The sequence below is a fragment of the Pseudomonas sp. ARP3 genome (genome assembly GCF_001029595.1).
Classification (GTDB): domain Bacteria; phylum Pseudomonadota; class Gammaproteobacteria; order Pseudomonadales; family Pseudomonadaceae; genus Aquipseudomonas; species Aquipseudomonas rhodesiae.
Genome location: NZ_LEKF01000008.1, coordinates 89,178 through 112,094, shown reverse-complemented (window position 1 = coordinate 112,094; position 22,917 = coordinate 89,178). Strand labels below are relative to the sequence as shown.

The 22,917-nt window shown below is 59.2% G+C and carries 23 protein-coding genes and 1 tRNA gene; 10 read left to right on the top strand and 14 right to left on the bottom strand.

Features of this window, described 5'->3' with window-relative positions; all coding sequences use genetic code 11:
• Positions 1-51 precede the first annotated feature (51 nt).
• From ABX75_RS11895 to ABX75_RS11850, 10 genes are all read left to right on the top strand, one after another.
• Positions 52-1,062 carry an ornithine carbamoyltransferase gene (locus tag ABX75_RS11895; protein ID WP_034100131.1) on the top strand — a complete coding sequence of 337 codons (1,011 nt, stop codon included), beginning with the start codon at positions 52-54 and terminating at the stop codon, positions 1,060-1,062.
• Positions 1,063-1,150: 88 nt separating this feature from the next.
• Entirely contained in the window at positions 1,151-2,080 is a 930-nt protein-coding gene (arcC, locus tag ABX75_RS11890; RefSeq protein WP_047881990.1) for a carbamate kinase, read from the top strand.
• Positions 2,081-2,098: 18 nt separating this feature from the next.
• Positions 2,099-2,461, top strand: coding sequence for a DUF5064 family protein (locus ABX75_RS11885; protein ID WP_034100136.1), 363 nt, complete (start codon positions 2,099-2,101; stop codon positions 2,459-2,461).
• A gap of 186 nt (positions 2,462-2,647) precedes the next feature.
• A complete protein-coding gene (locus ABX75_RS11880; protein ID WP_034100138.1) occupies positions 2,648-4,156 on the top strand; it encodes a sigma-54-dependent transcriptional regulator in 1,509 nt (502 codons plus the stop codon).
• A gap of 424 nt (positions 4,157-4,580) precedes the next feature.
• Positions 4,581-4,964 (top strand): glycine cleavage system protein GcvH, encoded by a 384-nt coding sequence (gene gcvH / locus ABX75_RS11875; protein WP_034100140.1) that lies wholly within the window; start codon positions 4,581-4,583, stop codon positions 4,962-4,964.
• A 10-nt stretch (positions 4,965-4,974) separates the two neighbouring features.
• Positions 4,975-7,815, top strand: a complete 2,841-nt coding sequence (gene gcvP / locus ABX75_RS11870; protein ID WP_047881989.1) for an aminomethyl-transferring glycine dehydrogenase — start codon at positions 4,975-4,977, stop codon at positions 7,813-7,815.
• A gap of 115 nt (positions 7,816-7,930) precedes the next feature.
• The gene (locus ABX75_RS11865) at positions 7,931-9,307 is read left to right on the top strand and encodes an L-serine ammonia-lyase (RefSeq protein WP_034100144.1); all 1,377 of its coding nucleotides are present in this window, start codon (positions 7,931-7,933) and stop codon (positions 9,305-9,307) included.
• Between the two features lie 40 nt (positions 9,308-9,347).
• Positions 9,348-10,472, top strand: a complete 1,125-nt coding sequence (gene gcvT, locus ABX75_RS11860; RefSeq protein WP_047881988.1) for a glycine cleavage system aminomethyltransferase GcvT — start codon at positions 9,348-9,350, stop codon at positions 10,470-10,472.
• Between the two features lie 393 nt (positions 10,473-10,865).
• A complete protein-coding gene (locus ABX75_RS11855) occupies positions 10,866-11,078 on the top strand; it encodes a cold-shock protein (RefSeq protein ID WP_003365337.1) in 213 nt (70 codons plus the stop codon).
• 93 nt (positions 11,079-11,171) lie between these two features.
• Positions 11,172-11,660, top strand: a complete 489-nt coding sequence (locus tag ABX75_RS11850; RefSeq protein ID WP_034114976.1) for an RDD family protein — start codon at positions 11,172-11,174, stop codon at positions 11,658-11,660.
• A 66-nt stretch (positions 11,661-11,726) separates the two neighbouring features.
• Here ABX75_RS11850 and nadA read toward each other — a convergent pair whose 3' ends face one another.
• The 14 genes from nadA to ABX75_RS11780 form a co-directional block, all read right to left on the bottom strand.
• Complete coding sequence (gene nadA / locus ABX75_RS11845) at positions 11,727-12,785, bottom strand: quinolinate synthase NadA (RefSeq protein ID WP_047881987.1); 1,059 nt, start codon at positions 12,783-12,785, stop codon at positions 11,727-11,729.
• Between the two features lie 339 nt (positions 12,786-13,124).
• A tRNA-Lys gene (locus ABX75_RS11840) sits at positions 13,125-13,200 on the bottom strand.
• A gap of 147 nt (positions 13,201-13,347) precedes the next feature.
• Positions 13,348-13,995, bottom strand: a complete 648-nt coding sequence (queE, locus tag ABX75_RS11835; protein WP_034100607.1) for a 7-carboxy-7-deazaguanine synthase QueE — start codon at positions 13,993-13,995, stop codon at positions 13,348-13,350.
• Positions 13,996-14,159: 164 nt separating this feature from the next.
• A complete protein-coding gene (ybgF, locus tag ABX75_RS11830) occupies positions 14,160-14,993 on the bottom strand; it encodes a tol-pal system protein YbgF (RefSeq protein WP_034100154.1) in 834 nt (277 codons plus the stop codon).
• Between the two features lie 6 nt (positions 14,994-14,999).
• A complete protein-coding gene (gene pal / locus ABX75_RS11825; protein WP_034100156.1) occupies positions 15,000-15,500 on the bottom strand; it encodes a peptidoglycan-associated lipoprotein Pal in 501 nt (166 codons plus the stop codon).
• A gap of 55 nt (positions 15,501-15,555) precedes the next feature.
• The gene (tolB, locus tag ABX75_RS11820) at positions 15,556-16,836 is read right to left on the bottom strand and encodes a Tol-Pal system beta propeller repeat protein TolB (RefSeq protein WP_034100158.1); all 1,281 of its coding nucleotides are present in this window, start codon (positions 16,834-16,836) and stop codon (positions 15,556-15,558) included.
• Between the two features lie 17 nt (positions 16,837-16,853).
• Positions 16,854-17,927 carry a cell envelope integrity protein TolA gene (gene tolA / locus ABX75_RS11815; protein ID WP_034100160.1) on the bottom strand — a complete coding sequence of 358 codons (1,074 nt, stop codon included), beginning with the start codon at positions 17,925-17,927 and terminating at the stop codon, positions 16,854-16,856.
• A complete protein-coding gene (tolR, locus tag ABX75_RS11810) occupies positions 17,927-18,379 on the bottom strand; it encodes a protein TolR (RefSeq protein ID WP_162276712.1) in 453 nt (150 codons plus the stop codon). Before tolR ends, tolA begins: the two co-directional genes overlap by 1 nt.
• A 23-nt stretch (positions 18,380-18,402) precedes the next feature.
• On the bottom strand, positions 18,403-19,098 hold the full coding sequence (gene tolQ, locus ABX75_RS11805; protein ID WP_010208111.1) for a protein TolQ: 696 nt from the start codon (positions 19,096-19,098) through the stop codon (positions 18,403-18,405).
• A gap of 1 nt (position 19,099) precedes the next feature.
• Positions 19,100-19,555, bottom strand: a complete 456-nt coding sequence (gene ybgC, locus ABX75_RS11800; protein ID WP_034100165.1) for a tol-pal system-associated acyl-CoA thioesterase — start codon at positions 19,553-19,555, stop codon at positions 19,100-19,102.
• A gap of 139 nt (positions 19,556-19,694) precedes the next feature.
• The gene (gene ruvB, locus ABX75_RS11795) at positions 19,695-20,753 is read right to left on the bottom strand and encodes a Holliday junction branch migration DNA helicase RuvB (RefSeq protein WP_034100167.1); all 1,059 of its coding nucleotides are present in this window, start codon (positions 20,751-20,753) and stop codon (positions 19,695-19,697) included.
• Entirely contained in the window at positions 20,754-21,365 is a 612-nt protein-coding gene (ruvA, locus tag ABX75_RS11790) for a Holliday junction branch migration protein RuvA (RefSeq protein ID WP_034100169.1), read from the bottom strand.
• A gap of 67 nt (positions 21,366-21,432) precedes the next feature.
• Positions 21,433-21,957, bottom strand: a complete 525-nt coding sequence (ruvC, locus tag ABX75_RS11785; protein WP_034100171.1) for a crossover junction endodeoxyribonuclease RuvC — start codon at positions 21,955-21,957, stop codon at positions 21,433-21,435.
• 158 nt (positions 21,958-22,115) lie between these two features.
• Positions 22,116-22,862 carry a YebC/PmpR family DNA-binding transcriptional regulator gene (locus tag ABX75_RS11780; RefSeq protein WP_034100173.1) on the bottom strand — a complete coding sequence of 249 codons (747 nt, stop codon included), beginning with the start codon at positions 22,860-22,862 and terminating at the stop codon, positions 22,116-22,118.
• Positions 22,863-22,917: the final 55 nt, after the last annotated feature.

Genomic DNA, 22,917 nt, shown 5'->3' with positions numbered 1-22,917 from the left:
CGCTCATAAGGCGTCGGCCATGGGGATAACCTAAACAGAAGGAGATCCATCATGGCTTTCAATATGCGCAACCGCAGTCTGCTGTCGCTGATGCACCACACCACCCGTGAGCTGCATTACTTGCTGGACCTGTCCCGCGACCTTAAACGCGCCAAGTACACCGGCACCGAGCGTCCGCACCTGCAAGGCAAGAACATTGCGCTGATTTTCGAAAAAACCTCCACCCGTACCCGCTGCGCGTTCGAAGTGGCGGCCCATGACCAGGGCGCCCACGTCACCTACATCGACCCGGTCTCGTCGCAGATCGGCCACAAAGAAAGCATGAAAGACACCGCGCGCGTGCTCGGCCGCATGTTCGACGCCATTGAATACCGTGGCTTCGAACAGGAAATCGTCGAAGAGCTGGCCAAGTTCGCTGGCGTGCCGGTATTCAACGGCCTTACCGCCGAGTTCCACCCTACCCAGATGATCGCCGACACCCTGACCATGCGCGAACACAGCGACAAACCGCTGCATGACATCAGCTATGCCTACCTGGGCGACGCGCGTTACAACATGGGCAACTCGTTGCTGATGATCGGCGCCAAGCTCGGCATGGATGTGCGCATCGGCGCACCGAAGGCCTTGTGGCCGCACGAAGATTTCATCAAGCAGTGCCAGGCTTTCGCTGAAGAAAGTGGCGCTCGCATTACCATCACCGAAGACCCCAAAGAAGCCGTGAAAGGCGTGGACTTCATCCACACCGATATCTGGGTGTCGATGGGCGAACCGGTGGAAGCTTGGGATGAGCGCATCGAGCAACTGCTGCCGTACCAGGTCAACGCCCAGATGATGAAAGCCTCGGGCAACCCTCGGGTGAAATTCATGCACTGCCTGCCGGCGTTCCACAACAGCGAAACCAAGGTCGGCAAAGATATCGCCGCGCGCTACCCGAACCTGGCCAATGGTGTGGAGGTGACCGAAGAGGTGTTCGAGTCGCCGGCCAACATTGCCTTTGAGCAGGCGGAAAACCGCATGCACACCATCAAGGCGATTCTGGTATCGGCGCTGGCGGATATCTAAAGGCTACACGGGTTAAGTGTGGAGGGGCTTGCCCCCTCCCACATTTGGTCCTGTGTTCGCATCATCGAACTCTAGAAGGACATTCTTTATGCGCATCGTCGTAGCCCTGGGCGGCAACGCCCTGCTCCGCCGTGGTGAACCCATGACCGCGGACAACCAACGCGCCAACATCCGCATCGCCACCGAACAGATCGCCAAGATCCACCCTGGCAACGAACTGGTAATCGCCCACGGCAATGGTCCGCAGGTCGGCCTGTTGTCATTGCAGGCGGCGGCCTACACCAGCGTCTCGCCCTACCCGCTGGACGTGCTGGGCGCCGAGACCGAAGGCATGATCGGCTACATCATCGAACAGGAACTAGGCAACCTGCTGGACTTTGAAGTGCCGTTCGCCACCTTGCTCACCCAAGTGGAAGTGGACGCCAACGACCCAGCGTTCAAGCACCCCACCAAGCCCATCGGCCCGGTGTACTCCAAGGACGAAGCGGAAAAACTCGCCGCTGAAAAAGGCTGGGCGATTGCACCGGACGGCGATAGATACCGCCGCGTAGTCGCCAGCCCACGGCCCAAACGCATCTTTGAAATTCGCCCGATCAAGTGGCTGCTGGAAAAAAGCGCCATCGTGATCTGCGCCGGCGGCGGCGGCATCCCAACGATGTATGGCGAAGACGGCAAACTCAAGGGCATCGAAGCCGTGATCGACAAAGACCTGTGCTCGTCGCTGCTGGCCTCGCAACTGGACGCCGACTTGTTGGTGATTGCCACCGACGTCAACGCCGCCTTCATCGACTATGGCAAACCCACGCAAAAGGCCATCGGCCAGGCCCATCCCGACGACATGGAAAAACTCGGCTTCGCCGCCGGTTCCATGGGGCCCAAGGTTCAGGCCGCCTGCGAGTTCGCCCGCCGCACTGGCAAAACCGCCGTGATCGGTTCACTCTCGGACATCGAAGCGATCGTCCAGGGCACCGCCGGCACACGCATCAGCACGGCAACACCTGGCATCACCTATCTGTGAAGTAGAGGAGATTCGCCTATGGCCACCTTTGAATCCGGTCACTTGCATATCGAGCGACATGCGCTGAACAAGGACGACTACAGCTACAACCTCTGTATCGACTATCAGGTTGAGCAGGACCCGAAGGAAGGCAAGGGCATGCAGTTCACGATTCATGGCTCGGTACAGGGCAATGAACTCAAGGAGACGTTCTTCCTGCCCAAGGACCAGGCATTCGACTTTGCCCGTCATGCGATGAATATTGCGCAGAAATACGGCATGCCCAAGGTAGCGGTATTGAACGGCTCGATGCACAAACAGTACGACCTGATGTTCGAGGATGTGCGGCACCAGCTGGATGTGAAATCGGGCGACCCGGTCAAACCCGAACACCTGGCATAATCCGGTCGCACGGACACACTACCGTTAAAACTGTGGGAGGGGGCTTGCCCCCGATAGCGGCGAATCAGCCACCGATACCTTGGCTGACACGTCGTGATCGGGGGCAAGCCCCCTTTCACAGTTTGATCTCTATCGCCTGCAAGGCATACTTGGCACCCTCCGCACCCCAGAACCCAACGCCATCCCATGCGTATCCACGTCAGCTTCATCGACCGCGTCGGCATCACCCAGGAAGTCCTGGCCCTGCTGGGTGGGCGCAATCTGAATCTGGATGCGGTGGAGATGGTGCCGCCCAACGTCTATATCGATGCACCGACGTTGAGCGCCGAAGTGCTGGAAGAACTGCGCGACGCCCTGTTCAGCGTGCACGGCGTGCAGGCGGTGACCGTGGTGGACATCCTCCCTGGCCAACGCCGTCACCTGCAATTGGATGCCCTGCTGGCCGCCATGACCGACCCAGTGCTGGCCGTGGACAGTGCGGGCAAGATCCTGCTGGCCAATCCGGCATTGATCACGCTGTACGGCCGCGAACCGGCCGGCGAAAGCATCAGCGCGCTATTCAATGACCCGGCCTTGCTGGAAACCCTGCTGGAACAGGGCTTTCGCCTGCCGCTGCGCGAGATCAGCGTGAACGGCCAGACCTGGTTGCTCGACGCCACGCCGATCACCGATGCCGGCGCTCTGCTCACCCTCTACCAGCCCAACCGTATCGGCGAACAGCTGTCGGCCCTGCACCACGACCATGCAGAGGGCTTCGATGCGCTGCTGGGCGAGTCCCCGGTGATCCGCACCCTCAAGGCCCGCGCGCAAAGGGTGGCGGCGCTGGATGCTCCGTTGCTGATCCAGGGTGAAACCGGCACCGGCAAAGAGCTGGTGGCCCGCGCCTGCCACGCCATCAGCGCACGCGCCAGTGCACCGTTCCTGGCCTTGAACTGCGCGGCGCTGCCGGAAAACCTCGCCGAGAGCGAGCTGTTCGGTTACGCACCGGGTGCCTTTACCGGCGCCCAACGCGGCGGCAAACCGGGTCTGATGGAACTGGCCAACCAGGGCACGGTGTTCCTGGATGAGATCGGCGAAATGTCGCCGTACCTGCAGGCCAAACTGCTGCGTTTTCTCAATGACGGCAGCTTCCGCCGGGTCGGGGGTGACCGTGAGGTGAAGGTCAACGTGCGCATCCTCAGCGCCACCCACCGCGACTTGGAAAAAATGGTCAGCGAAGGCACCTTCCGTGAAGACCTGTTTTACCGCCTCAATGTGCTCAACGTGGAAGTGCCGCCCCTGCGCGCGCGCGGCCAGGACATCCTGCTGCTGGCGCGCTACTTTATGCAGCAGGCCTGCGCGCAGATCCAGCGCCCAGTGTGCCGCCTGGCGCCAGGCACCTACCCGGCGCTGCTGGGCAACCGCTGGCCGGGCAACGTACGCCAATTGCAGAACGTGATCTTTCGTGCCGCAGCCATTTGCGAAAGCAGCCTGGTGGACATCGGCGACCTGGACATCGCCGGCACCTCGGTGGCGCGCCAGAGCGACGTGGAAATCGACAGCCTGGAACAGGCCGTGGAAGACTTCGAGCGCGACCTGTTGGAAAAGCTCTACACCAGCTACCCCTCGACTCGCCAACTGGCCAGCCGTCTGCACACCTCGCACACGGCCATCGCCCATCGATTGCGTAAGTACGGTATTCCCAACAAGCCCTGAACAGGTCCATGGGATCTGACTATGGAACACAGACAATGTGGGAGGGGGCTTGCCCCCGATGGCGGCGGGTCAGTCACAGGTTAGTTGGCTGATCGGTAGTCATCGGGGGCAAGCCCCCTCCCACATTGAATGCACCGCAACGGTTTGGTCTGAGAACGACATCCACTGTACTGAAAGCGCTACAGCGTAACGATATCGCTACAACCCTGCTTTTTACGCGCCATGCAAGGCTTTGATCCACATAGGCTTTTTTTCAGCCGCTCGACTGTAGCGAAATCGCTACACCTCACGCACACCTCATATCGTCAATTTTCTATAACCCATTGATTCATATGACTTAAATAACATTGGCCGCGATTTTGCTAAGCAACTGCCACTGTTCCCATTCCGTCCACCAGACGAATTCTGGCCCTGAGGAGTTTGCATGAGCGAGTTGCGTTTTACTGAAGATCACGAATGGCTGCGCGCCGAAGCCGACGGCAGCGTCACCGTGGGCATCACCGCTTTCGCACAGAATGCACTGGGTGATGTGGTTTACGTGCAACTGCCAGAGCTGCAGGCCTACACCAAGGGCGACGAAGCCTCCACCGTGGAATCGGTCAAAGCCGCCAGCGGCGTGTACATGCCGTTGGACGGTGAAGTGCTCGAAGTGAACGACAAGCTCAGCGAAAGCCCGGAGCTGGTCAACGAAGACCCGATGGGCGATGGCTGGTTCTTCCGCTTTAAACCGGCCGATGCACATGCAGTGACTACGCTGTTGGATCAGGACGCGTACGACCGCCTGATCAAAGCCAACGCCGAAGCCTGAGGAGCACGCCATGACCGTTAATCTCACCACCGCCAACGAATTCATCGCCCGCCATATCGGCCCGCGCCAGGCAGACGAGCAACACATGCTCGCCAGCCTGGGCTTTGACTCCCTGGAAGCCCTGAGCGCCAGCGTGATCCCGGAAAGCATCAAGGGCACCAGCGTGCTCGGCCTGGAAGACGGCCTGAGCGAAGCCGAGGCGCTGGCGCGAATCAAAGCCATCGCCAGCCAGAACCAACTGTTCAAGACCTACATCGGCCAGGGCTACTACAACTGCCACACACCGGCGCCGATCCTGCGCAACCTCCTGGAAAACCCGGCCTGGTATACCGCCTACACCCCTTACCAGCCGGAGATTTCCCAGGGCCGCCTGGAAGCGCTGTTGAACTTCCAGACCCTGATCAGCGACCTCACCGGCCTGCCGATCGCCAACGCCTCCCTGCTCGACGAAGCCACCGCCGCCGCCGAAGCCATGACTTTCTGCAAACGCCTGAGCAAGAACAAAGGCAGCAATGCCTTCTTCGCCTCGATCCACAGCCACCCGCAGACCCTCGACGTGTTGCGCACCCGTGCCGAGCCATTGGGCATCGATGTGGTGGTGGGCGATGAGCGCGAACTGAGTGACTTCAGCCCATTCTTCGGCGCCCTGCTGCAATACCCGGCCAGCAATGGCGATGTGTTCGACTACCGCGAACTCACCGAGCGCTTCCATGCCGCCAACGCCCTGGTGGCCGTGGCCGCCGACCTGCTGGCCCTGACCCTGTTGACCCCACCGGGTGAATTCGGCGCCGACGTGGCCATCGGCAGCGCACAACGCTTCGGCGTGCCGCTAGGCTTCGGTGGCCCGCATGCGGCCTATTTCTCCACCAAAGATGCGTTCAAGCGCGATATGCCAGGCCGTCTGGTGGGCGTGTCCGTTGACCGTTTCGGCAAGCCGGCCCTGCGTTTGGCCATGCAGACCCGCGAGCAGCACATCCGCCGCGAGAAAGCCACGTCCAACATCTGCACCGCCCAAGTGCTGCTGGCCAACATCGCCAGCATGTACGCGGTGTATCACGGCCCCAAAGGCCTGACGCAGATCGCCCAACGCATTCATCAGTTGACCGCCATCCTCGCCAAAGGCCTGAGCGCGCTGGGCCTGAAGGTCGAGCAAACGCAGTTCTTCGATACCCTGACCCTCAACACCGGCGCCGCCACCGCTGCCCTGCACGACAAGGCCCGCGCCCAGCGCATCAACCTGCGCGTGGTCGACGCTGAGCGGGTTGGTCTGTCGGTCGATGAAACCACTACCCAGGCCGATATCCAGGCCCTGTGGGCGATCTTCGCCGACGGCAAGGCCCTGCCCGCTTTCGACGCCCAAGCCGACAGCTGCCTGCCGGCGGCGCTGCTGCGTCAATCGCCGATCCTCAGCCACCCAGTGTTCAACCGTTACCACTCCGAAACCGAGCTGATGCGCTACCTGCGCAAACTGGCCGACAAGGACCTGGCGCTGGACCGCACCATGATTCCGTTGGGCTCGTGCACCATGAAGCTCAACGCCGCCAGCGAAATGATCCCGGTGACCTGGGCCGAGTTCGGCGCCCTGCACCCGTTCGCCCCAACCGAACAAAGCGCCGGTTACCAGCAACTGACCGCCGACCTGGAAGCCATGCTCTGCGCGGCCACCGGTTATGACGCCATCTCCTTGCAACCGAACGCTGGTTCCCAAGGCGAATACGCCGGGCTGCTGGCGATCCGTGCTTATCACCAGAGCCGTGGCGAAGCCCGTCGCGATATCTGCCTGATCCCCTCGTCCGCCCACGGCACCAACCCAGCCACCGCCAACATGGCCGGCATGCGCGTGGTCGTCACCGCCTGCGACGCCCGTGGCAACGTGGACATCGAAGACCTGCGCGCCAAAGCGATCGAGCACCGCGAGCACCTGGCCGCGCTGATGATCACCTACCCGTCCACCCACGGCGTGTTCGAAGAAGGCATCCGCGAAATCTGCGGGATCATCCACGACAACGGCGGCCAGGTGTACATCGACGGCGCCAACATGAACGCTATGGTAGGCCTGTGCGCACCGGGCAAGTTCGGCGGCGACGTGTCCCACCTGAACCTGCACAAGACCTTCTGCATCCCCCATGGCGGTGGCGGCCCAGGCGTTGGCCCGATTGGCGTCAAATCGCACCTCACGCCTTTCCTGCCGGGCCATGCGGCCATGGAGCGCAAGGAAGGCGCGGTGTGCGCGGCGCCATTCGGCAGCGCGAGCATCCTGCCGATCACTTGGATGTACATCAGCATGATGGGCGGCGCGGGCCTCAAGCGCGCTTCGCAGCTGGCGATCCTGAACGCCAACTACGTTTCCCGTCGCCTCGAAGAGCACTACCCCGTGCTGTACACCGGCAGCAACGGCCTGGTGGCACACGAGTGCATCCTGGACCTGCGCCCGCTCAAGGACAGCAGCGGTATCAGCGTGGATGACGTGGCCAAGCGTCTGATCGACTTCGGCTTCCATGCCCCGACCATGTCGTTCCCGGTGGCGGGCACCCTGATGATCGAACCGACCGAGAGCGAATCCAAGGAAGAACTGGACCGCTTCTGCGACGCGATGATTGCCATCCGCGAAGAAATCCGCGCGGTGGAAAACGGCACCCTGGATAAAGACGACAACCCACTGAAAAACGCCCCGCACACCGCCGCCGAACTGGTGGGTGAGTGGAGCCATCCGTACAGCCGTGAACAGGCGGTGTACCCGGTCGCGTCGTTGATCGAAGGCAAGTACTGGCCGCCGGTGGGCCGGGTCGACAACGTGTTTGGCGATCGCAACCTGGTGTGTGCGTGCCCGTCGATAGAGCTTTATGCCTAAAGCAGTTGGAAGCGGCAAGCTACAAGCTGCAAGTTAAAAGCCGAGAGGCTCTTTCTTACCGCTTGTGGCTTGGAGCTTGCCGCTGCTCCTATAACAAGAAACCGGAGAACCACTCATGTCTTTAAGCGTGTTCGACCTGTTCAAGATTGGCATCGGCCCCTCCAGTTCCCATACCGTCGGCCCGATGCGCGCCGCCGCTCGATTCGTCGAGGGGCTCAAGCGTGACGCGCTGTTGAGCGCCACCACTCACGTCAAGGTGGAACTCTATGGCTCCCTCGGCGCCACCGGCAAAGGCCACGGCAGCGACAAAGCCGTGCTGCTGGGCCTGGAAGGCGAACACCCGGACACCGTGAACACCGAAACCGTGGCCACGCGCCTGGCGCAGATGCGCAGCGACGGTCGCTTGAACCTGCTTGGCGAACACAGCATTGCGTTCAACGAGAAAGAACACCTGGCGATGATCCGCAAGCCCCTCGCTTATCATCCCAATGGCATGATCTTCCGCGCCTTCGACGCCGCCGGCCTGCAGATCCGCAGCCGCGAGTACTACTCAGTCGGCGGTGGCTTCGTGGTGGATGAAGGTGCCGCCGGCGCTGACCGGATTGTCGAAGACGCCACGCCCCTGACCTTTCCATTCAAGAGCGCCAAGGACCTGCTTGGGCATTGTGCGACGTACGGATTGTCCATCAGCCAAGTGATGCTGACCAACGAAAGCGCATGGCGTCCAGAGGCGGAAACCCGGGCCGGCCTGCTGAAAATCTGGCAGGTCATGCAAGACTGTGTCGACGCTGGCTGTCGCAACGAAGGCATTTTGCCCGGTGGTTTGAAGGTCAAGCGCCGCGCCGCGGCCCTGCATCGTCAACTGTGCAAAAACCCGGAATCGGCGTTGCGCGATCCGTTGTCGGTGCTTGATTGGGTCAACCTGTACGCCCTGGCGGTCAACGAAGAAAACGCCAACGGCGGGCGCGTGGTCACAGCGCCCACCAACGGTGCGGCCGGGATCATTCCGGCGGTGCTGCATTACTACATGCGCTTTATCCCAGGAGCGAACGAAGACGGCGTGGTGCGTTTTCTGCTCACCGCCGCCGCCATCGGCATTCTTTACAAGGAAAATGCGTCGATCTCCGGCGCCGAGGTGGGCTGTCAAGGTGAGGTCGGCGTGGCTTGCTCCATGGCCGCCGGCGCACTGTGTGAGGTGTTGGGCGGCAGCGTTTCGCAAGTGGAAAACGCCGCCGAGATCGGCATGGAGCACAACCTCGGCCTGACCTGCGACCCCATTGGCGGCCTGGTGCAAGTGCCTTGCATCGAGCGCAACGCAATGGGCTCGGTGAAGGCGATCAACGCTGTGCGCATGGCCTTGCGTGGTGATGGGCAGCACTTCGTGTCCCTCGATAAGGTCATCCGCACCATGCGCCAGACCGGCGCCGATATGAAAAGCAAATACAAGGAAACCGCCCGTGGCGGTTTGGCGGTCAACATTATCGAGTGCTGACGCCTAAAGGCGCGCCAGCACGTTTTTTCAGGAGCTGAACATGTCCACCGAAACCCTATTGAAAACCCCGCTGCATGCCCTGCATATCGAGCTGGGCGCACGCATGGTGCCCTTCGCCGGGTACGACATGCCGGTGCAATACCCGCTCGGTGTCATGAAGGAGCATCAGCACACCCGTGATCAGGCCGGGTTGTTCGATGTGTCCCATATGGGTCAGATCCGTTTGAGTGGCGCCAATGCCGCCAAGGCCCTGGAAACCTTGGTGCCGGTCGACATCATCGACCTGCCGGTGGGCATGCAGCGCTACGCGATGTTCACCAACGATCAGGGCGGCATCCTCGATGATCTGATGGTGGCCAATCTGGGCAACGATGAGCTGTTCCTGGTGGTCAATGCGGCCTGCAAGGATCAAGACCTGGCCCACCTGCGCCAACACATCGGTGATCAGTGCACCATCGAGCCGCTGTTCGAAGCGCGCGCCCTGTTGGCGCTGCAAGGCCCTGCAGCGGTGAAGGTGCTGGCGCGACTGGCGCCGGAAGTGACCAAGATGACCTTCATGCAGTTCGCCGCCGTGCGCCTGCTGGGTGTGGATTGCTACGTCAGCCGCTCCGGCTACACCGGCGAGGACGGCTTTGAGATTTCCGTGCCTGCGGCCAGCGCTGAAAGCCTGGCCCGCAGCCTGCTGGCCGAAACCGAAGTACAACCCATCGGCCTGGGCGCCCGCGACTCCCTGCGTCTGGAAGCCGGCCTGTGCCTGTACGGTCATGACATGAACACCGACACCACGCCTATCGAGGCCAGCCTGCTATGGGCCATCTCCAAGGCACGCCGCGCCGACGGTGCCCGCGCCGGGGGGTTCCCGGGGGCGGACCGGATCTTCACCCAGCAACAGACTGGCGTGAGCCGCAAGCGCGTGGGCTTGCTGCCCCAGGAACGCACGCCAGTACGTGAAGGCGCTGAGATCGTCGACGCATACGGCAGCGTGATTGGCAGCGTCTGCAGCGGCGGCTTCGGCCCAAGCCTGGGCGGCCCACTGGCCATGAGTTACCTCGACAGCGCCTTTACCGCTCTGGATACAGAAGTCTCTGCGTTGGTGCGTGGGAAAAAGGTGCCACTTCGTGTAAGTAAAATGCCATTTGTGCCACAGCGTTACTACCGTGGCTGATTGACTGTTCCTATAAGTAACGCGGTCGCGCCAAGGTGCACTAAACTGTAACGCGACCGCCATAAAACAGTGCATTTACGATAGTTAATATGACTGGCGGCTGCCTATATCAAGTGATTAGGACTATCGAATAAGTCGGTTCCATTATATTCAACGAAGTGTCATCAGCCCGCGCAATGCGGGGCGTCCGGCAGGGCTTGTTTTTATCGTATTAGTTGGCGTAGAGTTTGCCCACTGTGTTTGCATGGGTCGCTTGGAACCTGGACCTGGGCAGTAGCTGAAGTAGTTTTGCTACAACCCGTTCGACGTCTCTTACTTTCCTGCAACCCAGCCCAGTACTCTTTCGCGTGAAAGGGGCTGTCATTAATTTTTTAGCGTCAAGGAAATAAGAAAATGGCTGAACGTCAGAGCGGTACCGTCAAGTGGTTTAACGACGAGAAAGGGTTTGGTTTTATCACTCCAGAAAGCGGTCCGGATCTGTTCGTGCATTTCCGCGCTATTCAGGGCAACGGCTTCAAGAGCCTGAAAGAAGGCCAGAAAGTGACCTTCGTTGCGGTGCAAGGCCAAAAAGGCATGCAGGCTGACGAAGTTCAAGCAGAAGGCTGATTCCTCTGCGACAAAAAGCCCCTGATATGACATCAGGGGCTTTTTTATGGGCGCAATTCCGTAAAATGGCTTTTTCCTTCCGAGAGCCCTGCCATGTCCAAACCCCTGCTGAGCCCCCAAGGCGAATTTCCCGCCGTTGGCCTGGGTCGTCGTTTGGCAGCGATGTTCTATGACTTCCTGTTGTGCACCGCCCTGATGATCGTCACCGCGTTTATTTACAAACTGATCTGGATCGCGTTCATGGGCGAAGCCAGGATGCGCACGTTGACCGAATCGGGCGCCTTGGATGGCGACCCACTGCTGTCGACGATTCTGTTGTTTGTACTGTTTGGGTTCTTCGCCAAGTTCTGGACCCATTCCGGCCAGACCTTGGGCATGCAGGTGTGGGGCGTACGCGTGCAGAACGCCGACGGCTCGCGGATCAGCCTGTGGCAAGCGCTGCTGCGCTTTGTGGTGTCAATTGCGTCGTGGCTGTGCGTGGGGCTAGGGTTTCTCTGGTCGCTGTTCGACAAGCAGAAACGCAGCTGGCATGACATCTACTCGGATACGCAGTTGGTGCGGATTCCGAAGCAGAAAAAATAACCCCGTGCCTGGTACAGATCAAAATGTGGGAGGGCCATACCCTCCCACGTTTTTTACCGCACTCGACTATGCGTTACCGGCCAGCTTCAGGCGCGCAGCCTGAGTAAAATCCAGCATGCGCTTAAGCGGTCTCACAGCCTGTGGAATCACTGAGGGTTCGACGAAGATCTCGTTGCTGCCCTCACGCAGGCACTGCAGCGTGCGCTCCAGCGTATTCATGGCCATCCACGGGCAGTGTGCGCAACTGCGACATGCCGCACCGTTGCCGGCCGTAGGCGCTTCTACGAAGACCTTGTCCGGGCATAGCTGCTGCATCTTGTAGAAGATCCCGCGGTCGGTCGCCACGATGAAAGTCTTGTTCGGCAAACGCTGCGCGGCGGCAATCAGTTGGCTGGTGGAGCCCACCGCATCGGCCAGCTCGATCACCGACGTGGGAGACTCCGGGTGCACTAGGATGGCTGCATCCGGGTACAGCGCCTTCATATCTTCCAGCTGCTTGGACTTGAACTCTTCATGGACGATGCAGGCACCGTCCCACAGCAGCATGTCGGCGCCGGTCTGGCGCTGGATGTAGGTGCCCAGGTGTTTATCCGGGCCCCAGATGATGGTTTCGCCGTTGTCCATCAGACTCTCGACAATTTCCAGCGCACAGCTGGACGTCACCACCCAATCAGCCCGCGCTTTTACCGCAGCCGAGGTATTGGCGTACACCACCACGGTACGCTCGGGATGCTGATCGCAAAACGCCGAAAACTCATCTACCGGGCAGCCCAGGTCCAAAGAGCAGGTCGCTTCAAGCGTAGGCATGAGAATGCGTTTTTCAGGTGTAAGGATCTTGGCCGTCTCCCCCATGAAACGCACGCCGGCAACCAGCACGGTCTTGGCCGGGTGCGCGGCGCCGAAGCGAGCCATTTCCAGGGAGTCGGAGACACAGCCACCGGTCTCTTCGGCCAGGGCCTGAATCACCGGATCGCAATAAAAGTGGGCTACCAGCACCGCGTCTTGAGCTTTGAGCTCAGCGGCGATGGCGGTACGCAGGCTCGCCTCTTCCTCGGCGCTGAGAGCCTTAGGCTGCTTGCCGTCGAGATGGGCTTGAACCAGTAAGCGTTCGGAAATGTGCGTCATGTTCGCAAGACCTGCAGGCGCAGAAGCGCGAAAGTCGAGTGTACCACCGGCTCTGGAGCCCTTCGGGCACCGCCGGACGAAGTGATTGTGTTCATCAAGCACGGGTGAAACAGAAGCTGGGCAAGGCTACAGAATATCGAATGGATTCAAAAGCCTAATCTGGTATTCGCGGGGGTGCCTGTCGGGTAAAAAATGGGAACCTCCGGGATCATCGCTGTAGTACTGCCCGAGGCGTCTTTCAAACCCTTCCGACTCCGTCCGCCCCCCAAATCGCAGGCAAAAAAAAACCCGGAAATCCTCACTTACGTGGGCCTTCCGGATTTTCTAAACCGCTAAAAATGGTGGGTCGTGTGGGATTCGAACCTACGACCAATTGGTTAAAAGCCAACTGCTCTACCAACTGAGCTAACGACCCGCTGTGTGGTGGCGCGTATAATACTGATTTCTAAGGACTATTCAACACCTTATTTAAAATAAATCAGAAAAAACACCTTATCGCCGTGATTCAGGCTATTTGCAAGCCCCATACAACCCACCAAGGCCGAGTCCGAGAAGCTGAATTTCAACGACCCGGCTCGTCGTTCCACAGGTATTTATGGAGCTGCAGCTGCAAGCGCACCGGCAGATTGTCTGCCACTATCCAGTCGGCCAGGTCGCGGGCATTCAGGTCATGGTGGCTTGGGGAAAACAGCACCTCACCTGCGCGCCGCTCAAGACCATACTGAATCAGCTTTGATACTGCCCAGTCGTAATCATCACGAGAACAAATCACGAACTTGACCTGATCGTTGACGCTCAGCAGATCCATATTTTCGTAGCGGTTGCGATGCGCCTCTTTTGAATCCGGGGTCTTGAGGTCGACCACGCGGCTCACGCGAGGGTCTACCGCAGAGATGTCCAAGGCGCCGCTGGTTTCCAGAGACACTTCATAACCTGCGTCACACAGCTGCTTGAGCAACGGGAGGGCATTGGGCTGTGCCAGGGGCTCACCGCCCGTCACGCAGACGTAACGGGGCTTGAAACCTGCCACCTGCTCCAGGATATCGTCGAGGGTACGCACGGTGCCGCCACTGAAGGCGTAAGCGCTGTCACAGTATTGGCAACGCAAAGGGCAACCTGTCAGCCGTACAAATACAGTAGGCAGGCCTGCGGTTCGCGTTTCACCCTGTAACGAGTAAAAAACTTCGGTAATACGTAATGTGTCTTGCATAATCGCCACGGGCGTAACAGCTAAACAGGCTGTCCGCCTCCGTCAGGCACTTCTAGGAACCCCGCCAACGCGTAGACCCCAAGAAGCGTGTTTCATAAAAGGGCGTGGATTCTAACGAAAAAACCCGCGCCAGGCGCGGGTTTCTTCTAAACGGGCAGCTTCGCTTACAAGCGTTGCAGGTCGCGTTGAGCCAACTGGGCAGCGGACGTCCCCGGATACTGGGCCACTACTTGCTGCAGAATGCCTTTGACCTTGTCGGTATGACCCAGGCGGCGCTCTACGTCAGCCAGCTTATACAGCGAGTCCGGCACCTTGGCGTGCTTGGGGTACAGCTGACTGACCTTGGCAAATGCCTGGCCGGCACCTTGCAAATCACCCTTGGCGAGGTTGACTTCGCCAAGCCAGTATTGAGCGTTGCCCGCATATTGGCTGTTGGGGTATTTGCGCAGAAATGCGGTAAAAGCCTGGCTGGCTTTATCGAAGTCCTTGGCTTTGATCAGGTCGAAGGCAGCATCGTAATAGAGCTTTTCCTTCGCTGGGTCACCCGGTTCGCTGCTGGCGGCGGGGGCTTGGCTAGCGGCCGCCCCGGCTGCTGCACCACCGGCAGCAGCGCTTGGCGCGCCACCGGCAGAAGAATTATCAGGAGTGGCGGCAGGTGTAACGCCGGCTCCTATACGTCGATCAAGATCCTGGTATCGCTCCAGGCCTTCTTGCTTGAGCTGGTTCACTTGATTCTGCAGAACTTCAATCGCGCCTTGTTGCTGCGCAAGTTGATCCTGCATGCGTTGCAGCTGATTGAACAGTTCGCCCTGTGCCGAGGGCGCGGACGTAGCCGCCCCCCCAGCATAGGCGCCGTTCGTGCCATAACCCGCTGGCGGATAACTGCTCCCGCTATTGTTATAGCCAGAGTTGCTATCTTCCACAGGAACCGCAGCCCACACCGCAAGCGGTGCGAAGCTGAGAGCCAATACAGTTAGAGCACGACGGCACGTTCGCATGACGAATTACTTACGCAGTTCGACGCGACGGTTTTGAGCCCAGGACTGCTCGTCGTGGCCAGTAGCAACTGGACGCTCTTTACCGTAGGAAACCAGTTCCAGCTGAGCTGGCGAAACGCCTTGCAGGACCAGGTAGCGTTGAACGGCTTTAGCACGACGCTCGCCCAGTGCCATGTTGTACTCACGAGTACCACGTTCGTCGGTGTTACCTTCCAGAACAACGCGAGCGCCGTTAGCTTTCAGGTCCTTCGCGTGAACGTCCAGAGCGCGCATGGCTTCTGGCTTCAGGTCCGAACTGTCGTATTCGAAGTAGAAAGTAGTGATCGCGCGCAGAGCAGCTTCTTCGCTCAGGGAGCCGTCAACTGCACCAGTGTTAGCGCCATAACCAGCGTTTGGATCAACAGCTGCGCCTTCACCGGCATTGTCGCCGCCTTTGGACGAGCAACCAACGGCTACGGACAGAGCCAGAGCCAGAGCAGCAAACTTACCAAACTTCAGCATTTCCATCGTGAAACTCCTAATGAACCCCAGTGTGTTAAGCAAATCTTTTTGTAGCGCCGCGTCAGTTCAGGTAAGGGGACCAGGATGGTTCTCTGACTTCGCCTTGTGCGGTAGGAAGCGGGAGCCTTACGCGTCCATTAATGGACACGAGCATCAAGACTCCCCGGCCCTGCTGGCGGGTGGCGTAGATTACCATGGTGCCGTTGGGCGCAACAGTAGCTGACTCATCAAGGTTGGTATCTGTAAGGATTTTTACGGTTCCGCGCTGCAAATCCTGGGCCGCAACCCGGAAATTAGTGAAACCATCCTGACGGTGAATCATCACCAACGTCTTTTCATCAGCCGAAAGTTTAGGGTTGGCGTTGTAGTTACCGATAAAGGTCACTCGTTCCGCACCGCCACCGCCAATACTGGACTTGTAGATTTGTGGCTTACCGCCACGGTCGGAAGTGAAGTAGATGGTCGAGCCATCCTTGCCCCAGAACGGTTCGGTATTGATGCCCGGGCCGCTGGTAACACGGGTGATCTGACGCGAAGCCATGTTCATCACGTAGATATCCGGATTGCCATCTTTAGACAGCACAAACGCCAGGCGCGAGCCATCCGGTGACCAGGCAGGCGCGCCGTTAAGGCCTTCGAAGTTGGTGATCTGCTCACGGCGACCGGTATCGATATGCTGCACAAAGATACGTGGGCGCTTCTGTTCGAAGGACACATAGGCAATACGCTTGCCGTCCGGTGCAAAGCGCGGCGACAGGATCGGCTCGCGCGATTGCAGCAAGGTCACTGCCCGCGCACCGTCGTAGTCCGAACGTTGCAGAGTGTAGCGAGTGTTATCTACCGAGAAGCGTTCAGCCGTTACATAGAGCAGACGCGTAGAGAAAGCACCTTTGATGCCGGTGAGCTTTTCAAACGACTGGTCCGAAATGTAGTGGGCCATGTCACGCAATTGTTCGGTGGTGCCCGACACGCTGCCGGTCAGGACCTGCTGCTCGGTGGCCACGTTGAACAACGCGTAGGTGATTTGCAAGCGGCCGCCAGCCGGCACAATGTTGCCGACCATCAGGTACTGGGCGCCAACGGCTTTCCAGTCACGGAACACGACTTCGCTGGCCTGGTTTGGCTGGCTGATCATGTTGCCTTTTGGAATTGGCGCGTAATAACCGGAGTTGCGCAGGTCGTCACTGACGATCTGTGCCATGTCGTCCGGCAATACACTGCCGCCTTGCCAACCGAACGGCACTACCGCGATCGGAGTGGCCCGATCGCTACCGCTGGTAACCAGGATGTTCTTTTCATCCGCCGTCGCTATCCCTGCCATACAGCAAATAACGACAAGCATTCCTCGAAGAAGGTTTCTCACAAGGCTAGATCCTCAGGTGTGAATGTCATCTTGAATGAACGATAGGGAGCGAAGTCGCTTGGTTTCATTCCCTGCATCTCGGTCAACCGGCCAATGTTCTTGACCGCGGCAACCGCCGAACTGTCGAACGAACCGTCACCACTGGACTTGGCTACGCTGACCGAAGTCACCGTACCGTCCGGCAACATGCCGATCTGCAGCACTACTGTCATGCCTTTGCGTGCCGAAGGTGGACGTGTCCAGCCTTCCGCCGCCCGCGCCCGAATCAGGTCGTCGAAACTGCCCGCGACTTCATCGCCACGCTCATCGGCCAAGGCTTGCTGACGCTGCGGCGTGTCGGAAAGCAAATCTGCCAAGGCCTGGGCCTTTTTCTCTTCGGCGGATTTGCGCGCTGCTTCCTGAGCCTTCTTCTTCTGGGCATCAGCGGCAGCTTTCTTCTTCGCGTCGTCGGCGACTTTCTTCTTCGCCTCGTCTGCTTCAGCTTTTTTCTTGGCGTCTTCGGCGGCTTTCTTCTTCGCGTCCTCGACTATCTTCTTCTTAGCTTCCTCAGCGGCCTTTTTCTTGGCCTCTTCTTCGGCAGCTTTTTTGGCTTCTTCTTCAGATTTCTTCTTGGCTATATCAGCCAATTGTTTCTCTTCAGCCTTTTTAGCTTCGGCAGCTTTCTCGGCTTTCTTGGCTTCATCAGCCTTTTTCGCCTCGTCGGCCTTCTTGGCTTCGTCAGCCTTTTTCGATTCCTCGGCCTTTTGAGCCGCCTCTTCTTTCTTTTGTTCCGCAGCAGCCTTCACCGCTTCCTGCTCGACCTTCTTCTGTTCCATCTGCTCGACTTCAGTCTGGCGCGCAGCCGACTTCTGAGCCTCACCCGCAATCTTCTGATTGGTCTGGGTAGTGGCCTGACTTTTCGATTTCAGCTGATACAGGGTCGCCTGCACGATCGGCTTGGCTGGCGGCAGGTCCGGGGTCATGGCAAAGCTGACGAACAACATGCCAAACACCAGCACATGCAGGGCAATCGCCCAAACGCTAGGCCAGAAGTAGCTTTCCGAGGCGGACGGCTCTCGCTGTTGGTGCATCAGGGCGCCTCGGTAATCAAGCCAACATTACCGACGCCGGCCTTCTGCAGCCCGCCCATGGCACCCATGACGGAGCCATAGTCGACTGCTTTGTCACCGCGGATAAATACTTGGGTGTGCTTGCCACCTTCGTTACCGGCGCGAATGATCTTGGTCACCGCATCGGTCATCGCCGGCAACGTCAAGGCCTTGTCCTGTTGCTTCTGAGTGTCGACTTCGCTGCCAAGGTTCCAGTAATAGGTCTTGTCGGACTTGATCGAAATGGTCAGCACCTGAGTGTTGTTGTCTTGCGGCAAGGCTTCGCTGGAAACCTTGGGCAGATCAACCTTCACACCCTGGTTGAGCATCGGCGCGGTCACCATGAAGATCACCAGCAGCACCAGCATCACGTCGATGTAAGGCACTACGTTCATCTCGGCGACCGGCTTGCGCTTGGTTCGAGCTCGAGTGATTAAAGCCATCGGGAGGTACCTGCTTATTCTTCGCTGGTGTGCACTTTACGGTGCAGGATCGCCTGGAATTCATCGGCGAAGGTGTAGTAACGGCCAATCAGGTTCTCGCCGCGTGCGGCAAAGCGGTTATAGGCGATCACCGCAGGGATGGCGGCAAACAGACCGATCGCAGTGGCGATCAGTGCTTCGGCGATACCGGGAGCCACGGTGGCCAGAGTCGCTTGCTGAGCCTGGGCCAGACCACGGAAGGAGTTCATGATCCCCCACACCGTACCGAACAGGCCGATATACGGGCTGACGGAGCCAACGGTGGCAAGAAAAGGCAGGCTCTGCTCAAGCTTCTCTTCTTCGCGGGAAATGGCGACGCGCATGGCGCGGGCCACGCCTTCCATCACCGCTTCCGGGTCTACACCAGGCTGCTGGCGCAGACGGGAGAATTCCTTGAAGCCGGCACGGAAGATCTGCTCCACACCCGAATCCGGGTCTGGATTGCTGCCGGCCTGGCGATAGAGCTTGGACAGGTCGATACCCGACCAGAAGCGCTCTTCAAAGCTCTCCAGGGCACGTCGACCGGCACGCAGCAGGTTGCTGCGCTGAAAAATCATGACCCAAGAGGTAACCGATGCGGCTACCAGGGTCAGCATGACCAGTTGAACCACAACACTGGCATTGCTGACCAGGCTCCACATGGAGGAATGGTCGACGACGGTAGGTTCCACGCTAAATCTCCTGCTTTGATTGTTTACCCGCGCCGCTCACGGCGGCAAAGGCCACACGTAGAGTTTCGGGAATGGCCCGAGGTTTCAAACTGTTGGTGCGTACACACGCCACCAAAAACTGCCCCTCACAGAGCAGCGTTGCATCCGTTGCCCGCCTGACCTGCTGTTTGAAGCGCAGGCTGGCACGGTTCAATTCGATGACTTCAGCGCTAACCAGCAGTTCATCATCCAGTCGCGCCGGGGCGTGATAACGCGCCTCGCTGGAATGCACGACGAATAACAGGTCCTCCCCTGCCAGCTGGGATTGGGCAAAGCCCAGCTCCCGTAGCCGCTCGGTTCGAGCCCGCTCCATGAACTTAAGGTAATTGACGTAATAAACGATGCCGCCGGCATCGGTGTCCTCGTAATAAACGCGACAGCGATGTGCGAACGACTGATCCCCGTTTTGCGCGCGCATACTCTAGTGCTTACTCCTGAGGTTGCCAATCCGGCCAGGCAACTGTTTTTTCATTCTCTGAAACATTTTCACTGACAGAATGACGACGCCAGTCACTGGGACAGCACAAACCTTGAATAAATCGTCGAGCCGAGCGCTTTTAATCGTCCACTGCATCGAGGAATTCGTCTACTACGGGCATTTCGCCCAATCGTGACGGAATGTTTAATCCAAAATGCAGATAAGCATGACGCGTCACCACCCGCCCCCTTGGCGTGCGCATGATATAGCCCTGCTGAATCAGGTACGGTTCAAGCACATCCTCGATGGTATGGCGCTCTTCGCTGATGGCGGCAGCCAGGCTGTCCACGCCTACCGGGCCACCGTCGAACTTCTCGATCATGGTCAAGAGTAGACGCCGATCCTGATGATCGAAGCCATGTTCGTCCACATCCAGCAGGTTGAGCGCCAGGTCAGCCACCGCCTTGGTAATGTGCCCCTTGGCGCGCACTTCGGCGAAGTCACGCACACGACGCAGCAAACGGTTGGCGATACGCGGTGTGCCCCGGGCACGCCGCGCGATTTCAAACGAGCCTTCAGGGTCCAGCGGCAAGCCAAGGATGCTCGCCGAACGACTGACGATCGTGGCCAGATCCGCCGTGCTATAGAACTCCAGACGTTGAACAATCCCAAAACGGTCTCGCAGCGGATTGGTCAGCATCCCCGCTCGCGTGGTGGCGCCCACCAGAGTGAACGGCGGCAAATCGAGCTTGATCGAGCGAGCCGCCGGGCCTTCGCCAATCATGATGTCGAGTTGGAAATCCTCCATTGCCGGGTAAAGTACTTCCTCGACAATCGGCGAAAGCCGGTGGATTTCGTCGATAAACAGCACATCGTGCGGCTCTAGGTTGGTCAACAACGCTGCCAGATCACCGGGACGTTCCAGCACCGGACCTGAGGTGGACTTAATCGACACCCCCATTTCCTGGGCAATGATGTTGGCCAGGGTGGTCTTGCCCAGCCCCGGCGGACCGAAGATCAACGTGTGGTCCAGGGACTCACTGCGCCCGCGCGCCGCCTGGATGAACAGCTCCATCTGCTCGCGCACGGTGGGCTGGCCGATGTATTCAGCCAGGCTCAGGGGGCGGATGGCCCGGTCCTGGATTTCTTCACGGTCGCGCGGGCCGGTGGCCGCGATCAGACGATCAGCTTCAATCACTTAAATCATTCCCTTCAGGGCGCGGCGGATCATGTCTTCACTGCTCAGGTTCTTATCCTTGATGGCCGATACCGCTTTGCTCGCTTCCTGGGGTTTGTAGCCCAAGGAAATCAACGCGCTGACTGCATCGCTTTCGGCGCTGGCAACCTGGGACGCCGGCATATCAGGCTGGTTCGGCACCAAGGCAAACATGCTCGGCACCACTTCCCAGGCTTTGAAGCGGTCCTTGAGTTCCACCAGCAAGCGCTCGGCGGTCTTTTTGCCGACGCCTGGCACCTTGGTCAGGGCCGAGGTGTCCTGCGCCGAGACGGCACGCACCAGTTCATCCACCTCCAGGCTCGACATCAAGGCCAGCGCCAGTTTCGGTCCCACGCCATTGAGGCGGATCAGTTCGCGGAAGAAGTCACGGTCGCGCTTGCCAATGAAACCATAGAGCAATTGCGCGTCTTCGCGCACCACCAGATGGGTATGCAGCGTGAGCGGCTCGCCGACCGACGGCAGGCGATACAGAGTGGTCATGGGCACTTCCAGCTCATAGCCCAGCCCGTTGACATCCAAAATAAGGTGCGGCGGCTGTTTTTCAGCCAGGGTGCCGCGCAAACGTCCAATCACGGTACAGATCCTTAACACTTAGGGTCAGATCAAAGCCTGACCGGAAATCACGATTGCGCTGATGCTATCAGAGACGCAGGCGACCGCCACGACTGCGTGCCGTACCCAGGCCATGAGGCAGCAGGCTGGAACGGGTGTGCGCATGGCAGATGGCAATGGCCAGGGCGTCGGAGGCGTCGATTTGCGGTTTAGCCGTGAGTTTGAGCATGTGCATGACCATCATCTGCACCTGCTCTTTATTGGCACCACCAGTACCGACCACAGCCTGCTTGACTTGGGTCGCGGTGTATTCGGCGATCTCCATGCCCTCCTCCGCGCCAGCAACAATGGCCGCACCACGGGCCTGGCCGAGTTTGAGCGCCGAGTCGGCGTTCTTGGCCATAAACACTTTTTCAATACCCATGGTCACCGGCCCGTAGGTCTGGATCACTTCACGCACGCCGCGATAGACGATCTGCAAGCGCTCGGCCAACTCCCCCGAACCGGTACGAATACAACCCGACGCAACGTAGACGCAGCCACGCGGAGTCTGCTGCACCACGCCAAAACCGGTGATGCGCGAACCGGGGTCGATACCTAGGATTAAAGTCATAACGCCTGCGGGTTGGGTTAAACACATTTTTTGATACAGGGAAGATTCAATGTGTGAGGGGGCTTGCCCCCGATTGCAGAGTATCAGTCGCCACATACAGCGACTGATACACCGCTATCGGGGACAAGCCCCCTCCCACCATCAATCCACATCGTGCTTCAGCCTAGCTGTTCGGCCACTGACTCTGGAATATCGGCATTCGAATAGACGTTTTGTACATCGTCCAAGTCTTCAAGCATATCCAGCAGCTTCAACACTTTCTGCGCGCCTTCCAGGTCCAATTCGGCACTGGTCGTCGGCAGCATCACGATTTCTGCGTCGGTGCCTTTGAAGCCGGCAGCTTCCAACGCATTGCGCACAGCGTAGAAACTGGCAAACGAGGTGAAAACATCAATGGAACCGTCGTCGTTGGTGACCACGTCGTCGGCATCCGCCTCCATCGCCGCTTCCATCAGCGCGTCTTCATCGGTGCCCGGCGCGAAGGTGATCTGCCCCTTGCGCTCAAACAGGTACGCCACCGACCCGTCAGTACCGAGGTTGCCACCGCACTTGCTGAACGCATGGCGCACGGCAGCCGCGGTGCGGTTACGGTTATCGGTCATGCACTCGACCATCACCGCCACGCCGCCCGGGCCGTAGCCTTCGTAGGTCAGCTCGACCATGTCGTCGGTATCGGCAGCACCGGCACCACGGGCCACGGCGCGATCAATAATGTCGCGGCTCATATTGGCGCCCAGCGCCTTATCCAACGCCAGGCGCAGACGCGGGTTGGAGCCCGGATCACCGCCGCCCTGACGGGCAGCGACGGTCAATTCGCGAATCCACTTGGTGAAGATCTTGCCTTTCTTGGCATCCTGACGCTCTTTGCGGTGCTTGATGTTCGCCCACTTGGAATGGCCAGCCATAACACAACTCCGAATTCTCTAGAAACCTGATCAATCCCGCCCCAGGCCGGACCTT

Coding starts and splice junctions, on each gene's coding strand:
- gcvH (WP_034100140.1), top strand. CDS start 4,581: ATGAGCGAGTTGCGTTTTACTGAAGATCACGAATGGCTGCGCGCCGAA.
- ruvC (WP_034100171.1), bottom strand. CDS start 21,957: ATGACTTTAATCCTAGGTATCGACCCCGGTTCGCGCATCACCGGTTTT.
- ABX75_RS11855 (WP_003365337.1), top strand. CDS start 10,866: ATGGCTGAACGTCAGAGCGGTACCGTCAAGTGGTTTAACGACGAGAAA.
- queE (WP_034100607.1), bottom strand. CDS start 13,995: ATGCAAGACACATTACGTATTACCGAAGTTTTTTACTCGTTACAGGGT.
- tolA (WP_034100160.1), bottom strand. CDS start 17,927: ATGCACCAACAGCGAGAGCCGTCCGCCTCGGAAAGCTACTTCTGGCCT.
- ABX75_RS11880 (WP_034100138.1), top strand. CDS start 2,648: ATGCGTATCCACGTCAGCTTCATCGACCGCGTCGGCATCACCCAGGAA.
- ABX75_RS11780 (WP_034100173.1), bottom strand. CDS start 22,862: ATGGCTGGCCATTCCAAGTGGGCGAACATCAAGCACCGCAAAGAGCGT.
- ABX75_RS11850 (WP_034114976.1), top strand. CDS start 11,172: ATGTCCAAACCCCTGCTGAGCCCCCAAGGCGAATTTCCCGCCGTTGGC.
- gcvP (WP_047881989.1), top strand. CDS start 4,975: ATGACCGTTAATCTCACCACCGCCAACGAATTCATCGCCCGCCATATC.
- ABX75_RS11895 (WP_034100131.1), top strand. CDS start 52: ATGGCTTTCAATATGCGCAACCGCAGTCTGCTGTCGCTGATGCACCAC.
- tolB (WP_034100158.1), bottom strand. CDS start 16,836: ATGCTTGTCGTTATTTGCTGTATGGCAGGGATAGCGACGGCGGATGAA.
- pal (WP_034100156.1), bottom strand. CDS start 15,500: ATGGAAATGCTGAAGTTTGGTAAGTTTGCTGCTCTGGCTCTGGCTCTG.
- arcC (WP_047881990.1), top strand. CDS start 1,151: ATGCGCATCGTCGTAGCCCTGGGCGGCAACGCCCTGCTCCGCCGTGGT.
- ybgC (WP_034100165.1), bottom strand. CDS start 19,555: ATGCGCGCGCAAAACGGGGATCAGTCGTTCGCACATCGCTGTCGCGTT.
- ABX75_RS11885 (WP_034100136.1), top strand. CDS start 2,099: ATGGCCACCTTTGAATCCGGTCACTTGCATATCGAGCGACATGCGCTG.
- ABX75_RS11865 (WP_034100144.1), top strand. CDS start 7,931: ATGTCTTTAAGCGTGTTCGACCTGTTCAAGATTGGCATCGGCCCCTCC.
- nadA (WP_047881987.1), bottom strand. CDS start 12,785: ATGACGCACATTTCCGAACGCTTACTGGTTCAAGCCCATCTCGACGGC.
- gcvT (WP_047881988.1), top strand. CDS start 9,348: ATGTCCACCGAAACCCTATTGAAAACCCCGCTGCATGCCCTGCATATC.
- ybgF (WP_034100154.1), bottom strand. CDS start 14,993: ATGCGAACGTGCCGTCGTGCTCTAACTGTATTGGCTCTCAGCTTCGCA.